Source organism: Bradyrhizobium sp. USDA 4502 (assembly GCF_054063355.1).
Genome location: NZ_JBSSGF010000001.1, coordinates 4614015 through 4629883 on the forward strand (window position 1 = coordinate 4614015; position 15869 = coordinate 4629883).

The window sequence follows — 15869 nt, forward strand, 5'->3', positions numbered from 1 at the left end:
GGTTGAGTGGTCTACAATCCTCCCCGATATAGCATTCCCCTCTCGGCTCACGCGAGCAATATCTTGCCGAATTGGGGTTCCTTTCTAGCAGGGCGCCTACTTGCGACATCCACCTCACCGCACCCAGTGTGCTCCACCGATCAATCTGCTTCTCGACAAATACGTCGCTGACCTAAGCGCGATGGGCCGGCAGCCTTTTAAGAGTGAGCGGCTCCAGGTTCAGCTTCGAGAAGCGCGCGCGGCGTAACGAGCCATAGCAGATAGAGCAGCGCCACGCCGTGCGTAACGAATGCTACCGTAAGTGGAACATTGAGAAATACCTGGGGAAGCATAGCTCCGGAGAGCAATACGAATCTTGGAGAAAGCCCCGCCGATACCCGATTTCCGATAGCAACGACAAATCCGCATCCCAGGACAACAAGCGGAGCGAGCCATGGCCCGACGGACGCGATACCTTCGGTAGCGAATAGCGAGGCGTTGAAGTTACCGAGCCGATAGTGCTGCTGCATTATGACGGACAGCTGCGCATCGTAAGCACAACTTAGGACGGCTTTGACGACCGAGATCTGACAAAAATATGTTAGGTCGTTTCTGGAAAAAAAATGATTGTAGACATCAAGCGCGACGGCCGGAACAGCGATCATACGAAAATTGATGATTGAGAACGGCAGCCCTGCTCTGCCTCCGATCAAGAGAACTGCGAGAAGCCCAACCAGCATAGGCAACAGAAGCGATATTATCGCGGCCAGCCGAAACTCGAAGATCTTGATGAGTAACAGAAGAAAGATCAACCAGAATGGCGCAAATAGCGCAAGCTTGCTGAGCGTTATGGGGTATAGCAAGAATTGCAAGACGATTGCGAGCGCAGCGAGCATATGCTTTCTGCGTGCTACAAGGCCCGCGAAAGCAAACGGAAGGAGGCTGCTGATCATCATCGCGAGGAGATAGTTAAGTACCCTGGGCGTAGCCAAATTCTCTCGGGCCGCAGCCATTTCGTCGATCGCAACAAAACTAAAACTGTAACGCGCTCCCGCAACGATGACCACTGATGCGAAGCAGAGCAATACGACGAGCAGCTTGTCAAACGCCACCAAGGAAAGGCGAAAGTCGATTGAAAGCGGACGCGTCCAAAACAACACCGGCAGCAGGAACAGGACGCCGGACAAGAAGGCCGATATGCCGGCGAGCGTATGGTTGTAGTCAAGATCGCTAAAGCAATTGAGCCAGAGAAAGCTCAAAACCATCGCGTAGAGATAAATGCCCACATAGTAGCCGATTGTCGCGGGTGCAAAAATGAAGCCGACTCCGATCAGCGCAAATCCCGAAACGACCAGGGCGGCATTCGCCAGCCGTTGAGGGGTGAAAAATACATGAAAGACCGCGGGATCGAACGGGATTGCCGCCGCGGTGGTCGCGAACACGATCAGGGAAACGCAGCAGGTCGCGACAAGCGCGATGAGCAGAACGATACAGGTACCACGGAAACGGAACGAATGTTCTTCCAGCAAGGGCAGACCTGACGTGTGGGAGACGACAACCGCAGACACAGCCTGCGCGACCCAAATCTGTTAATTCAGAGATCACGCTATTTCAATCCCGGGTCGGAAGGAGAGTATCCCCATCGGGAACGGACCGGGCTGCCCGCAACCGTGTTGCGGCGCGGCGGATTGTGCGATTGAATACCGGCGGAATGCCTGTTCGCCGTTCGATCAAACGAATGCCTCAAGCCCGATGAGCAGCTCTCTTATTGGCCAAGCACGACGACCCGCCGTTTTCTTCGATCGGGACGGCGTCCTGAACGAAGACATCGGTTTTCTTTTCGAAAGCCATAGACTGGTTTGGATCGAAGGCGCGCGCGAGGCCGTGAAGGCTGCCAACGACATGGGCTACTTTGCGTTTGTCGTGACCAACCAGTCAGGCGTCGCGAGAGGTCTTTATGAAGAAGCGCACGTCCGGCGGCTCCATGACTGGATGGCGGCTGAGCTCGGCAAGATCGGCGCCCATATCGACGCCTTCGAATACTGCCCTTTCCATCCTGACGGGATCGTAGAGCAGTATCGGCAGGACAGCCATCGCCGCAAACCCGCGCCGGGCATGATCAATGATTTGCTGGAGCGCTTTCCGGTCGATCTTGAGCGAAGCTTCCTGGTCGGTGACCAGCCGAGGGATCTCGAGGCGGCTCGCACGGCTGGTCTGAAGGGATACCTGTTCTCAGGCCCCAATCTGGAGCTGTTCCTGAAGCCTCTGCTGTTCGGGAGCTGAAAAATGCAGGCGCGAGGCCGCGATCGCGATCAGAACTTCCGGATCAGCTCGATCACCTCGTCCTGCTGCCGGCGCGTGATCTCGGCGAACATCGGCAGCGAGAGAATGCGGCCCTGATCGCGATGCGCATTGGGGAATTGCTCCGGCCGGTGATTGAACCGCGCGTAAGCCGGCAGGAACGGCAGCGCATTGGGATAGTTGATCGCGGTCTGGACGCCATTTGCATTGAGGTGCGCGGCGAGCGCGTCGCGGCGCGGATGCTTGATCGTGTAGAGGTGGTAGACGTGGCTGCGCGCCGACGCGACCTCCGGCACCACGACATCCTCGATCTGGTTGAGGCCGGCGTCGTAGACCTCGGCGGCGGCCCGTCGGGCCTCGGTCCATGCGGCGAGATGCGGCAGCTTCGCCGAAAGGATCGCGGCCTGCACGCCGTCGAGCCGGCTGTTGATGCCCTCGATATGGTGCTGGTGCTTCACCAGCCCGCCGTGACGCGCCAGCATGGCCATCTGCTCGGCGAGCAGCGCGTCGTTGGTGACGACGGCGCCGGCATCGCCCATCGCGCCGAGATTCTTGCCGGGATAGAACGAATAGGTCGCCGCCTCGCCGAACGTGCCGACCATGCGGCCCTTATAGCGCGAGAGATGGGCCTGGGCGCAGTCCTCGATCACCCACAGCTTGTGCTTTTGCGCGATCGCCATGATCGCGTCCATATCCGCGGGTTGGCCATAGAGATGCACCGGGATGATGCCGACCGTGCGCGGCGTGATCGCGGCCTCGATCGCCGCCGGATCGATCGTAAACGTCGCGTCATCGGTGTCGCAGAATACGACGGTGGCACCGGAATGGGTGATCATCGCCGCGGTCGAGATCCAGGAATGCGCCGTCGTGATCACCTCGTCGCCCGGCTTCACCTTCAGCGCCCGCATGGCAAGATAAAGCGCGTCGGTGCCGTTGGCGCAGGACACACAATGAGCGACCTCGGCCGCCGCGGCGAATTCGCGCTCGAAGGCATCGACGTAGCTGCCGCGAATGAAGGCGTTGTTGCGGATCACGCCGGCAATCGCAGCGTCGACCTCACCCTTGATGGACTGGTATTGCAGTTGCAGGTCGGCATACGGCACCGCCATCGATATTCCCCTATTGCCCTATTGGCTCGTCAGCAGCCGGCGCGCCGGATTGCCGGCATAGGTGCCAGACGTCGTAATGTCCTTGGTCACCACCGATCCGGCGCCGATGACGACATCGTCGACGATCCTGACCGGCATGATCGTCGCATTGGAGCCGATCGACACCCGGTTGCCGATCACAGTCTCGCGCCACAGCTCCTTGCGTCCGCGCGCCGGGCCGCCGGTGGAGAACGTATCGTTCACGAACATCACGCCGTGTCCGATGAAACAGTCGTCGCCGATGGTGACGAGCTCGCAAACGAAGGCATGCGATTGCACACGGGTGCGCGCGCCGACGGTCACGCCCTTCTGGATTTCGGTGAAGGGGCCGACGAAGCAATCGTCGCCGAGCTTGCAGCCGTAGAGATTGCAGGGCTCAACGAGCTTGACGCGTTCGCCGAACGCGACATCGCGCACGCCGGCCTGATGGACGTTCGGCCGGTTCACGAAACGACACCCAGCCGGCTCAGCCGCGGCGTGAAGCGCAGCGCAACCTCCTCGCCGGTCTCGATCGACTCGTAGAGGGCCGAGATCAGTTCCAGGCTCTTACGCCCCTCGAGCCCATCGACCAGCGCGGCGCGCTGGTTCTCCAAGCAATCGACCACATGGTGATAATAGGCCTGATGGCCAAAGCCGTAGACATTGGGCGGGTTGACCGAGAACTTCTCCACGACGTCCTTGTCCGACGGCAACTCGTCGACAAAGCGCCAGTGCCGGATCTGGTTGACCGCGAAGCCCGAAATCTCGACCGTGCCCTTCTCACCCAGGATCGACAACGAGCCCTCGAGATCGGTCGGGCGCGCCGCGGTGGTCGCCTCGATGATCCCGAGCGCGCCGCTACGGAACTTCAGCGTTGCGACGGCCGTATCCTCGGTTTCGATCCTGGCCAGCGCCGTCGTCGCGCGCGCGTGCACGCTCACCACGTCGCCGAAGAACCACTCCAGCATGTCGACATGGTGGCTCGCCTGATTGGTCAGCACGCCGCCGTCATAGGCCCAGGTGCCACGCCAATCGTCCTGGTCATAATAGGTCTGGTCGCGACACCAGCGCACCCGGACCGTCCCCAGGATGAGCTTGCCAAAGCGGCCGGCATCGAGTGCCTCGCGGGCCTTGACCACCGGCACGTTGAAGCGGTTCTGCTTGACGATGAACATCTTGACGCCGGCCTCGTCGCAGGCCCGGATCATGTCGTCGGCGTCCTGCAGCCGCAGCGCCATCGGCTTCTCGACCACGACGTGCTTGCCAGCCCTGGCGCAGGCGATCACATGCGCGGGGTGCAGCCCGCTCGGGGTCAACACGGCAACCGCATCTATGTCCTTGCGCGCGAGGAATTCGTCCATGTCGTAATGGGCCGCAACGCCGAGCTTCCCGGCGATCCCATCTGCGCGCGCGCAGATGGGATCGCACACTGCGACTAGGCTTGCTCCTTCGATGTGATCGCCACCCAGGAGATCGGAATGGCGCTTGGCGATACGCCCGCAGCCGAGCAGGCCAAATCTGATCATCAAACCACCTTTTCGCTCGGTGCCACAAAAGACTTGGGTACATGGCGCACCCAAAGCTTGCAAGCTCTCAATATTCGTAAAACTCGTTTTGAATCAAGCCTTTCGGGAGCCAGACGAAATATCGGGAACCGTTTTCGCCACGAATTAGCCAGCGGAAATCCCAAGCAAACGAGCGCTGGGATTGAACGCTAGCCATCAACGAGGCGTCGAGGAACCGGCACGGCCCACAGTCTTGGGCGATCGGGTGGGCGCGAAGTGCTTAGGCTTAGATTTGGACACCTCGTATTGAAGATACATTCAGTGCTCGCTCAAGCGACCTCGGCAGAGTTGGCTGCTGCGGTCGAGCGCGATTCATGGTCGGAAGGTTTGGGCCGGTTTGCGTATAGGCAACCGATTGAGTACTGCCCCTGCTCATACCCTTTGCTATAACCCAAGCGGAATGCTATCCAAACGCTGACGCTCAGAAATAACAACGCGAAAAAAGCTATACCGAAGAAAGACATACTCTGCGTCCCTTGACCACACTCTCATCAAGCGGCGTTCACCTCTTTTTGATTGAGAACCCAATTTGATTGCCTGTCAATCCTTCGTCCTAGTTCAAACGCGTGTACTCGTACGGTCTTGATTCGGCTGGCAGTCCCCGCCAAGGTCTTGCGTTGGTCTAGAAGCATCGCGTATGCGTTCCGCGCAGCCCAATCGAAAACTGAATCAAGATCAAGAACGTCGGCATCCGGCCATGTCGGGTGAAAGTCGAGCTTGTCCAAATCAATGGCGCTGAAATCCGGCATGTGACACGTCAAAAAAGGTGCGGCACCATATGCTCCAAGGCCTGCGGCAAGGGTGACAAATTCAACCCGATGTTGAATTTTTGGAACAGTTCCCCTGCGATGATAGCGCCGCTTCTGACATTTGGTAATGGACCATCAGTTATGCCGCCGCTTGCAGTCGAAGGGATGGAGCCGCCCCCGTGCTACTCGCCTTTAGAGCATTTCTGCTGATAGTCTTGATGTTTTCGTAATCCAAGTCTGACGCCATTACTGAGATCCGCCGCTTATCGCTCGCGAAGGTCGATTTCGACTGTGATTGGGGGAACGCGCTCTATCCAAGGCTTCGCGTTTTTGCGACATCAGCAGAGTGCTGCGAGATCAACGTTTGCGACGCGGAATGATGCTATCGAGATTCAACGCATTTCTGGATTGCTCTGCGTTACTTGGATGGCTCTTATCAGCCGGATCACTGGCTGTAATTGCCCACGGACTGTTTCAAACAGGCGCGAAGACCACAGCCTTCCTGATAGTCGCGCCGCTCATTGCCATCGTTGCCACAAGCGCTTGGCGCCGTGTGGCTCCAAACGTCTGCGATGTAGCCTTCGGGTTCCTAGCGGTATGGATAGCTATCTCGCTTACGATCAACGGCTTGCCTGACGGGAAAGAGGCGACACTGCTGGCACTCTCCCTTGCCGCTTATCCAGCCGCTCGTCTCGCTAGTACGAGCACCACTCGGATCAATGGCATTGCAATGGTCGCTCTATCAATTGCGACCATCGGCGCCATTGCGACGATCCCAGCGCTTATCGAACAGTGGGACGACCCACATGGAAAGCCATTCGTATTCGGTGAATTCGATGCCGCTCCCCTCCAGTTCGTGATTACCATGTCCTTCGGTCTCTTTGCGGCCATCAGCCGACCCCTCACGGTCCGAAGAGCGCTTCTCGTATCAACTCTTGCAGCCCCGTTGACGATAGTATTCGCAGCCTCAATGGTCCGCTTTGCTCTCCTGGCCATGCTGATGACACTAGTAATTAATTGTATTGGGGCGTGGAAGCAGCGCGTACCTTTACTACTTATCGCGACCATATTGATGTTATCGACGCTCGCCGGTGCGGCAATAAGGCATTCGACCGCGCAGACCTTTCTCAGCCGGGCTGCCACGGCGATTGCCTTGTCCTCCGACGACTGCAAGTCGGTCGACGTCGACAACTCGATTGCGATCCGGAAAGAACTCCTTAAGGAAGGCTTGCAGTTGTTGCTCGGTGCCGGGGCAGTGGGCATTGGGCTCGACGGCTTCGCCGAACTGAGTTGCATCAAAAACCATCCCGTGCACAATTCTTTCCTGCAGACCACGATCGAATTCGGCTGGCCCGCGGGACTCGCCCTGGTGCTGCTGGCATTCCTCGCCATTGCACCCACGTTGCCTCTCACAAGGAGGCCACCGCAGATCCAATTCGCGGTCTGCGCGCTCACGTTTTCGCTTCTACTCTCGTTGTCTTATGGACGGATTAGTCGCGATCTTTGTCTCTTCGCTGCACTGGGATGTGCAGCGAGCGCAAGAGGCATTGTCGCGCGCATTGAATCTGGTGCTAGCGCAGAGCCGGCTGCCAGGGTACCTTGAAGGTCCTCATTCGATTGCAGCTCAAACGTTCACTTCCGCGTTGCGAGTGGATTATCAACATTCTCCGCAACGGCCTGTCGTATTGTCTCCGCAAAACTTGCTGCGAACGCGCTGACATTGTCGTCCTGGTGCGGGACGACGTTCCGAATGATGGGTCCGTGGGCTTCCTGCGCGGCCTGTATCAGGTGGTCCGCCAACGCGACCGGATCGTCGACGCCGAAATAGCGGGCGCACCCCGCGGTCTGCTCCCGATGCACGTCGATGTCAGACAGGATCATCGGAACGCCAAACGATTTCGCCTCCTCGACGGTCGTGCTCCAGCCCTCGAAGCGCGATGGGTTGATCAGTGCGGTTGACGCGCGCAGCAGCGCGTAGACATGCGGCAGCGGGATAACGCCGAGGTGGCGGAACTGCGCTTCAAGGCCGCGCTTCTGGATCTCGGAGTTGACCAGACCATAATAACCCGGCTCGCGTCGATCTTCCTTGCTGCCGGATGCACAGATCACCACGTCGACCGCCCGCTCCTTCAGGATCGTCAAGGCGTCGACGACGAGCTGGTGGTTCTTGTGGCGATAGAACTGATTGGGCAGGTAGAAATAGTTCGCCGGCAGATTATATGCCGTGATCACTTCCGACGGGTCGGTGTTCAGGAACGCGGCCGGCGGCTGGGTCGCGAAGCGAACGACGCAAACCTGGTTTCTTGCGCCTGGATAGTAGGCCCTGAAATCACGCAGCGCGCTCTCGCTACTCAGCATGATGGTTCGGCCCGAAGCAATTTGCATGCGAAAGCCAAGCTCGCGGCGCCAGCGCGCCGTCGCTGGAAACAGTTTCGGCAGCGAGCGGTGCTGCAGATCAGGAATCCATGCGACGGCCGGATGAAGGAGCCGCCAACCAAAGAAACGTGCCGATTCGACGACGACATCAATCCCGGCGCCTCGAAACGCCGCCGCGGCTCCGCGATCCAGACCAAACCCGAGTGCCGCGGCCAACCCTGGCTGTCCATCGAATGCTTCCGATCGAACGACTTCGACACCCGGTATCGCGGCAAGCTCCGCGAGTTCATTCTCCTCGGCCCTGTTCCCGGCAAAGACAATCGGCACGAATTCGCCGGGCAGAAACCTGGCAAGCGCCGCAAACAGATTGCGCTGATAATTGTAGCCGCCGGCCCAGAGCCGTCGCGAAATGTGACTGAACGCGAACCGCAATGGGCGGGGCGTCACGAAGCCTGCCCCTTGAACCAGGCCACGTAATCGGCAAGGCCCTGATCGAGCGGAATGCGCCAATCGAACCCGATCTGACGCAGCACGGCATCGTCGGCCAACAGGCTCACGGGATCGCCAGGCCGGCTTACGCCCGAGTGCCGCACAACGGTATGGCCGCCCCACTGCCGGATGAGACCGGCTGCGATATCGGCAACGCTGGTCCCGCGGCCCGACCCGCCATTGATGACCCGAAAGGCCGCCTGCGACGACGGTGTTGCGACGCTTGCGAGCAGCCTTGCGACATCACGCACGTCGGTCCAGTCGCGGATTTCGTTGCCCGTCCCGCCAAGCGTGAGCACCTGCTCCTTGGCCGCCAGCCGCGAGCAGGTGTCCCAGAGCAGTTGCTTGCGCAAATTGGGTCCATAGACCGAGAACAGCCGCACGATCGTGCAGCGGATGCCAAACGACTGCGCGTAGCTCCCGCACAATTGCTCCATCATCAACTTGTGCTGCCCATAGGGCGACATCGGAGTTGCGATCGCGCTTTCAGCGATCGGGCCGACATGGTCGGCTCCATAGACGGCCGCACTGGACGCCGCGATCACGGCGCAGTTCGGCGCGGATCCGCGCAGCCATTCGAGCAGCCGCGCGGTGCTCGCCACGGTCCGCGAAAAGTCCTCGAACGGCCGCTCCATCGAGATGCCGACCGACGATCCGCCAGCCAGATGAAAGATCTGCGCCGGTAGCCCGTGCGCGGCCGCGAGCGCGTTGAGATTGGCGGCGTCGATTTCACCGTTGATCCAGCTCTGCAAACCAAGCCGCCGGGATTCCGCTGCATCGAGTGCGCCGTGCCCGACGCCGTGCACCACATGGCCCGCTCCCGCCAGCTCATGCACAAGATGGCGGCCGATGAACCCATTCGCGCCTGTGACCCAGACGATCATCGCTCAGGCCTTGTGACAGACAAAGGAGTAGAGCCGGCCCGGTCGATTGTCGAAACGTTCGGCCATCGACAGCAGCGAACCGAACACAAGACGTGACGCAAACGCGGTTCGCCACAGTGGCGCGACCGGAACCTTTTGCGTCAACCTGGTCACGATCGCCGATTTCAGGGTCTCCAGTGTATAGGGAAACAGGTTGATCGGGCTTTGCAGCGGCGCCAGCGTGTCGATCGCGGAAAAGCCTGCGGCGGTCAGCGCGCCGGTGTAGCGATCGAGCAGGAAGGCATGCTCGCCCCCGTAGAGGTGGTGCAACGGATGCTGCGCGAGGAACCGGGGAAGGTCCGCTTCCTTGCTGATGACATGCTCACGCGCCGCGATCAGCAAGCCACCGGGCCGCAGAACGCGAAATATCTCCCGGCACGCCCCCTCGAGATCGCGCGTGTGATGCAGCACGGCGCGGGCAAAGACGAGATCGAACGTCGCATTGTTGAACGGCAGCCGCTCGGAAAACTCTTCGACCACCCGGATCGGCAGTTGCGTCCGCGCTGCCAGATCCCGGATCGCCGCCGCTCCGACGATCGCGCTGGGATCCGGCTCAAGCGCTCTCACGGCAAAGCCGCTTCGGGCGAGCGCGTAGCTCGCGATGCCGCGACCGGCGCCCACGTCGAGCGCGGTGCCGGACCGGCCGGCCAGCAGCGAAGCGACCGCCTGCCACTCGGAGCTCCGGAAATAGCGTTCCGCAGCGCCGGCCAACGGATCGTCGTAGAATGCATCGAGCACAAGCTGGCGCTGGTCCGGCTGATTGCGCAGCCAGACCACCGCGTCCTCCCAGGTGGTAAACTTGCGCTCACCGTTCATCGGGCCCAAGCTCCCTCACCAATACGGCCGGATTGCCCGCAACGATCGAAAACGCCGCGACATCCCTGGTCACGACAGCGCCGGCAGCGACGATGGCGCCCACACCTACCGTCACACCGCGCAAGACCATCGCACCCGCGCCGATCCAGGCATCATCGCAGATTTTGACCGGCCCCTCATCAAGCGAGATATCGTTCGGATGTCCACGGGTGAAAATCTGCTGGACCTGTCTGTGCCGCTCGGCCGCCCGCAGCGGGTGCGTGAGATTGTCGAAAACATTGGCCGAATGCGAGATCAGGACGCGGTTGCCGATCTCGATCGAGCCGGCCGACCAGATCCGGGTTCCCTCGCCGACGTAGCACCACTTCCCGATCCTGATCTCTCCACCATGCGCGAAGGTCATCAACTCCCCGCGGATAATACTGTTATCTCCGACGACGATTCGATCGCTGTCGCCACGAATGTTGCGGATGCGTGCTGTCCGCATCAATTTTGCACCAGCTTCAAGACGGCAGGTTGCCCGTCCCACGAGTCGTTGCAGGCAATAGTCGAGATTCATCAGCTCAACTCAATCTGGGCGATGGCGTTAGCATAGCTGCTTGCTCGTTGAACCGGTCGCACCCGCCGCTGTACCGGGCGAACAGATTCGCATCGTCGCCTCCTTTTTTCAGCGCTACAGCGCGGCACGGTACATTCGTCGGCCCCCATTTGAGTTGATGGATCAAGTTGCTTGCAGACATCATCGCGGCCCCATCGCCCTCCGGTCGGATCTGTGCACCGTCTATCACGGCCCAATCCGCGCGACGAGATCGATAAACTGCGCCCATTGCGAGGCCTTGCTGTAGGTCTCCTGCACACGGCTCCTGCCGGAGGCAGCGATCCCAGCCCATTGAAGCCAATCCTGCAGGCTGCGTGAGATCGCCTCGGCGGCCCGCTCGGGAGCGTCGTAGGTGCGCATCGTGACGCCGTCCCGCATCGCCTCCGGATAGTTGCCGGCATCCGATACGAGCAGCGCCCCGCAACCCATCGCCTCGAAGCAGCGCATATTGCCGCGATCGTTGCCGGCCATGTCGATCGCGCCATTGAGCACGATCTTCGCCGATCCGAACAGCTCGTACAGATCCCTGCCGAACAGCGGCAACCTCGCGATTCGCGCGATGGCGTCGGGGCGGCGGTGCTTGCGCAGCGGCAGCAATCGACCGACCGCGCTTTCGGCAAGCCGTGTCAGCCGCGACGCATCGAGACAGAACACGATCTTGCGATCAGCTGCCAGCGCGGCGACCTGCTCGAGCGTCCTGCCCCGCGCGCTATGATGCCGCGAATATCCACCGACAAACGCCACGTCGATCGGCCGTTCGCCGTGGCCGTACTGCTCCATGACAGGGTCGATCGCGGGAAAGAAGAGCTCCGCCCGGCACCCCTTGCTCCGCCACGCCTCGAGGATCGAGGGGAAGTTTCCAAGCACCGCGCCATAGGCGGTGAGATCAGCATTTCCGGAAGGCGCGGCGCGCCAGCACAGCGTCTTCTTCACGCAGCCGGGAAGCTTGGCGACAAACGCACTCGGAAAGCGCACCGGATCGAGATTGTAGAACACCTCGGTTCTGTGATGCTCGATCTGCGCGAGCAGAATGGCCTCGAGCGTCGGCGCTTCCTTCATGCCCTGCTCACGTGCCCACTGGCGCTGCAGCACCTCATCGTCGCCATTCGTGAAGAAGGCTTCAGCTGCGCCGTCGAGCACGGGCTTGAGAAAATGCGCGGCGCCAAACCGATCATGCAGGAACACGTCGCGGCGCGCGTCGAAACTTGACGCCTTTGCCGCGAGCTGGTTCAGCCTCGGCAAATAGGACGGATAGAGACCGCTATTCTGGAACAGACGCATTGGTTACGCGGACCTTGCCAACATCCATTTCATGTTCAAATAAGGCCAGATCCGGCCGACACTCTTCCAATCCCAGCTCTGCGACGCCGTCAAGCGGCCGACCGCCTTTCGAAGCGGCGTTTCATCGACGAATTCGGCGAATGCTGGAACATTCCGCTCGAGCAGCTCTGCCGTCCAGCCCGCCAATGGCCCGTTCAGCCATTCCGGCATCGGCGAGTTGAAGCCTACCTTGCGGCGCGCGGTGCGGATGCTTTCGGGCATCAGGTTCGCCATCGCCTGCCGTGCCACCACCTTGGTCAGGCCGTCTGCCGACTTGCTCGTTTCCGGCAGCGCCATCGTGTAGGTGACCAGCCGCCAGTCCATGAACGGCATGCGGACCTCGATCCCGTGCGCCATCGAGAGCCGGTCGAAATTGCGCAAGATGGTGGGCAGCGTGGTCGAATGGAACATGCGGTAGAGGCGCCGGTTCAACGCGCCCCATGTATCAGGCAATTCGTCATCCTCGGCGACCAGCGGCAGCGGCGCGGGCGCGGCCGTAGCGCCTCCACGCAGGAAGTAGTGCCCCTCGCGCCTGATCATCTGCGCGCGCAAGAAGTCGATGCCGCGCTGCGCCAGCTGCGATCGTGAGGTGAGCGCGGCTGCTGCGTTCCGGATCCGGAATGCGGCCGACTGTCCCTCCTGCAGGTAGGCGCCCATCAATTCGTCGGCGCCGTGGCCGTCCAGCGACACGGTGACGTTCTGGCGCCGGAGCTCGCGATAGATCAACCACGGCGCGCTCGGCAGCCCGATATAGACGTCGTCATTGTCGTCGAGGATGCGGTCAAGGTCGGTGAGCGCGTCGGAGCGCCCGATCTCGAGAAAGCTCGGTGCCACCTCGGCCCACGCGGCCGCTTCCTCCGCCATCGGCCGCTCGTCGTTGCTGGCGCCGGGAAAGGTCGCGACAAAGGCGTGTCGCCAGGCCATGGAGTCACGCGGCCCCATGCCGGCCTTCTCATGGGTCGCCATGGCGCAGATCACCGCAGACGAATCGAAGCCGCCGGACAGGCAGGTCCCGATCGGAACGTCGCTGCGCATCCGCAGCGCGACGGAGTCCTGAAACAGGTCGCGAAAGCGCTCGATGCGCGCGGTCTCGGTATCCGGGATTGCCGGCAGATGGTCCACGGTTCGCCACCAGCGGCGCACCTGCACACGCCCCTGGCGCAACCACATGCAGTGGCCGCCCTGCAGGCGGCGCAGTTGCACAAACAGAGTCCGCTCGCTGCCTTCGATCCCGAACGGGTCAAGCAACAGCCGACGCGCCACGTCGACATCGAGCGACGTCTCGACCAGCCCGCTCCGCGCCAGCGCGCGCTGCTCGGACGCGAACACGAAGCGCTCGGATGACAACGCATACAGCATCGGCTTGATGCCGAAGCGATCGCGCGCCAGGAACAAATCATCCGTGGCCGTGTCGTAGATCGCCAGCGCCCACATGCCGTTGAAGCGCAGCAGCATGTCCTCGCCCCAAGCCTGCCAGGCGGCAAGGATCACTTCGGTATCGGACTGGCTGCGGAAAACCGCGCCCTTCGCCTCGAGCTCGCGGCGCAATTCGAGGAAGTTGTAGATCTCGCCGTTGTAGACGATCACATGGCGGCCATCGCCCGACACCATCGGCTGATAGCCGCCCTCGCCGGGGTCGATGATGGCGAGCCGGCGATGGCCGAAGGCGACGTTTCGCTTGGCATTGAACCAGGTGCCCTCGCCGAACGGACCGCGATGCGCGATCAAATTGGTGAGCCGCGAGATGTCGGCCGGTTCCACGGGAGCGCCGCGCAGATTGACGATGCCTGCGATGCCGCACATGTCTAGATGGCCTTGAAGGGCAGGAAGCGACTGCTAATGACGCGGAGATCCCGCCAGCACACGGCGCGATAGGGACCGAGCTGCGACGCGGCAACAGCGGCGACAAAGATGGCCGCCGCCGACACGCCGTAGAGCGACACCACATACCACCATGACGGCGCGTGGTCGAATGACGCGTGGCCGAGCTGCGAGCGCAGCGCCAGCGCGATGGCTACTCCCGTGCCGAGCGGAATCAATACGAAATGCAACATCCGTGACCACATACCTGAAAGGCGGAAGGTTCGCCGCAGCAACAGCACGGTGATCACCATCTGGGCGACCATCCCGACGCAGGAGCTCCAACCGGCCGCCTCCCAGCCGAAATACGGCAACGCGACGGCGCTGGTCGCCAGCGTGAAGATGCCCGTGACGAGCGAGATCAGCGCGTTGGAACTGGAGCGCCCCTGCGACAGCAGATAGAACGCAAACACATTGGCGCTGGACCCCAATATTCCGCTGATCGCGAGTACCACCAGCACCAGCTGGGCCTCGGCGGCGACCTCGGCGCCGGTCCATCGATGCAGCAATGCGCCTGCGACCGGGATCAGGCCGCCCAGCGCGCTCGCGGCAAGCACATTGAGAATCCAGGACGAGCGAAGCAGGAGGTCGACCTTGCGATCGTCATCCTCCCTCTGCAGGGTGCTGAAGAACGGGAACAAGATCTCGCCGATCTTCAGCACACCGATATAGACAGCCTCCTCCAGCCGCTGCGCGACGCTGTAGAAGCCGACGAATTGCGGCTGCAGCAGCGCGCCGAGCAGATAGCGGTCCGCCTGCCCGGCGAACAGCGCGCCGCTTTGCGCTGCGAACTGCCAACCACCAAGCTTGACCAGCGCACGCAACGCGCCGCGATCGAGCGCCGGCCGCGCCAGCCAGTCACTGATGGCGTGGCGCGACCAGGCAAAGGCCATCACGAGATTTGTCGCAATGCCCAAGGCCTGACAGCCGAGGAAGGTGGAGGCCCGCGGCGCGTAGGGGATCAGCAGCAGCATCGACATCGTCGTCACCACCGTACCCGTGATGCTGATCGACGCGATCCGCCGATAGTCCTGGCGCGCGGTGAACAGCGAGAGGAAGACGGCGAACAGGCATTGGAACAGCCAACCGGTGCCGGCCAATGCGAAGGCAAGCGCGAGGTCGTCGGCAGCCGCGCCGCCGAGGTGAAATCCCAATCGCGCGAGCGGTGCTCCCGCAACGCCGAGCAAGGCCGCGATCAGACAGCCCACGACGATGGCAAGCGCCAAGGCGGTCGCAAAAAACCGCCGCGCCTCGTCGCGATCTTGCGGTTCCAACCTCTGTGCGAGCTCGCGCGCCGTCGAAAGGCCGAGCGCATTGCTGAACATGAGTGCCGGCGCGACACAGGCCGTCACCAGACCCGCAACACCGAACGCGGCGAGACCGAGCCGGAAAATCACGAACGGCAGGATCGCGAGGTTCAGCAGCACCGCGACCGCGAAGGCGGTCGCGTTCCATGCCGAGTTACCGAGCAGATGGGATGGACCCTTTTTCACCGCCATGCCCGCTTTCGGTCCATCGCTCCGATACGCCTCAAGTGCCTCTTCCGTAAGGGCAAAACCCATTCGGCATGGCGACGGGCTAGCAGCCGGCGCGGTGATTGTCGAGAGTTGGCGGACGGCGGCGAGGTGTGGGGCCAGGCCAGGACCGCAAAATACAGGAGCCGAACTTCACGGAACCATGGCTGGTTGTTTCCGGCCCTGTTTGTGATCCGGGTAACAGTTGGAAAGGCCTGCCAAATTGTCTATGGCAGATGGGCTCAAGCCCCC

The 15869-nt window shown here is 61.5% G+C and carries 15 protein-coding genes; 3 read left to right on the forward strand and 12 right to left on the reverse strand.

What is annotated here, in order from left to right; all coding sequences use genetic code 11:
• Positions 1-197: 197 nt before the first annotated feature.
• Entirely contained in the window at positions 198-1547 is a 1350-nt protein-coding gene (locus ACVW1B_RS21490; RefSeq protein ID WP_456822199.1) for a hypothetical protein, read from the reverse strand.
• A gap of 184 nt (positions 1548-1731) precedes the next feature.
• Here ACVW1B_RS21490 and ACVW1B_RS21495 point away from each other — a divergent pair, with 184 nt between their 5' ends.
• Positions 1732-2262, forward strand: coding sequence for an HAD-IIIA family hydrolase (locus ACVW1B_RS21495; RefSeq protein ID WP_456822200.1), 531 nt, complete (start codon positions 1732-1734; stop codon positions 2260-2262).
• 29 nt (positions 2263-2291) lie between these two features.
• Here ACVW1B_RS21495 and ACVW1B_RS21500 read toward each other — a convergent pair whose 3' ends face one another.
• From ACVW1B_RS21500 to ACVW1B_RS21510, 3 genes are read right to left on the reverse strand one after another with little or no spacing between them, the layout of a single operon-like run.
• Positions 2292-3389 carry a DegT/DnrJ/EryC1/StrS family aminotransferase gene (locus ACVW1B_RS21500; protein ID WP_456822201.1) on the reverse strand — a complete coding sequence of 366 codons (1098 nt, stop codon included), beginning with the start codon at positions 3387-3389 and terminating at the stop codon, positions 2292-2294.
• 18 nt (positions 3390-3407) lie between these two features.
• Positions 3408-3875, reverse strand: a complete 468-nt coding sequence (locus ACVW1B_RS21505; protein ID WP_429037121.1) for an acyltransferase — start codon at positions 3873-3875, stop codon at positions 3408-3410.
• Entirely contained in the window at positions 3872-4933 is a 1062-nt protein-coding gene (locus ACVW1B_RS21510) for a Gfo/Idh/MocA family protein (RefSeq protein WP_456822202.1), read from the reverse strand. The genes ACVW1B_RS21505 and ACVW1B_RS21510 overlap by 4 nt, the downstream gene beginning before the upstream one ends.
• Between ACVW1B_RS21510 and ACVW1B_RS21515 the strand changes: the two genes are divergently transcribed.
• Positions 4886-5125, forward strand: a complete 240-nt coding sequence (locus tag ACVW1B_RS21515) for a hypothetical protein (protein WP_456823102.1) — start codon at positions 4886-4888, stop codon at positions 5123-5125. The two genes, ACVW1B_RS21510 and ACVW1B_RS21515, sit on opposite strands and share 48 nt — an antisense overlap.
• Before the next feature lie 338 nt (positions 5126-5463).
• Here ACVW1B_RS21515 and ACVW1B_RS21520 read toward each other — a convergent pair whose 3' ends face one another.
• A complete protein-coding gene (locus ACVW1B_RS21520) occupies positions 5464-5721 on the reverse strand; it encodes a hypothetical protein (RefSeq protein ID WP_456822203.1) in 258 nt (85 codons plus the stop codon).
• Between the two features lie 376 nt (positions 5722-6097).
• Between ACVW1B_RS21520 and ACVW1B_RS21525 the strand changes: the two genes are divergently transcribed.
• The gene (locus ACVW1B_RS21525; RefSeq protein WP_456822204.1) at positions 6098-7324 is read left to right on the forward strand and encodes a hypothetical protein; all 1227 of its coding nucleotides are present in this window, start codon (positions 6098-6100) and stop codon (positions 7322-7324) included.
• Positions 7325-7353: 29 nt separating this feature from the next.
• Here the strand turns inward: ACVW1B_RS21525 and ACVW1B_RS21530 are convergent, their stop codons facing one another.
• From ACVW1B_RS21530 to ACVW1B_RS21560, 7 genes are all read right to left on the reverse strand, one after another.
• A complete protein-coding gene (locus ACVW1B_RS21530; RefSeq protein WP_456822205.1) occupies positions 7354-8529 on the reverse strand; it encodes a glycosyltransferase family 4 protein in 1176 nt (391 codons plus the stop codon).
• Positions 8530-8540: 11 nt separating this feature from the next.
• Positions 8541-9470: an NAD-dependent epimerase/dehydratase family protein gene (locus ACVW1B_RS21535; protein WP_456822206.1), complete on the reverse strand. Its 930-nt coding sequence runs from the start codon at positions 9468-9470 to the stop codon at positions 8541-8543.
• Between the two features lie 3 nt (positions 9471-9473).
• Positions 9474-10325, reverse strand: coding sequence for a class I SAM-dependent methyltransferase (locus ACVW1B_RS21540; RefSeq protein WP_456822207.1), 852 nt, complete (start codon positions 10323-10325; stop codon positions 9474-9476).
• Entirely contained in the window at positions 10315-10884 is a 570-nt protein-coding gene (locus ACVW1B_RS21545) for an acyltransferase (protein WP_456822208.1), read from the reverse strand. The genes ACVW1B_RS21540 and ACVW1B_RS21545 overlap by 11 nt, the downstream gene beginning before the upstream one ends.
• Before the next feature lie 225 nt (positions 10885-11109).
• On the reverse strand, positions 11110-12204 hold the full coding sequence (locus ACVW1B_RS21550; RefSeq protein ID WP_456822209.1) for a glycosyltransferase family protein: 1095 nt from the start codon (positions 12202-12204) through the stop codon (positions 11110-11112).
• 3 nt (positions 12205-12207) lie between these two features.
• Positions 12208-14046, reverse strand: a complete 1839-nt coding sequence (gene asnB, locus ACVW1B_RS21555; RefSeq protein WP_456822210.1) for an asparagine synthase (glutamine-hydrolyzing) — start codon at positions 14044-14046, stop codon at positions 12208-12210.
• Positions 14047-14048: 2 nt separating this feature from the next.
• Entirely contained in the window at positions 14049-15602 is a 1554-nt protein-coding gene (locus ACVW1B_RS21560; protein WP_456822211.1) for a lipopolysaccharide biosynthesis protein, read from the reverse strand.
• Positions 15603-15869: the final 267 nt, after the last annotated feature.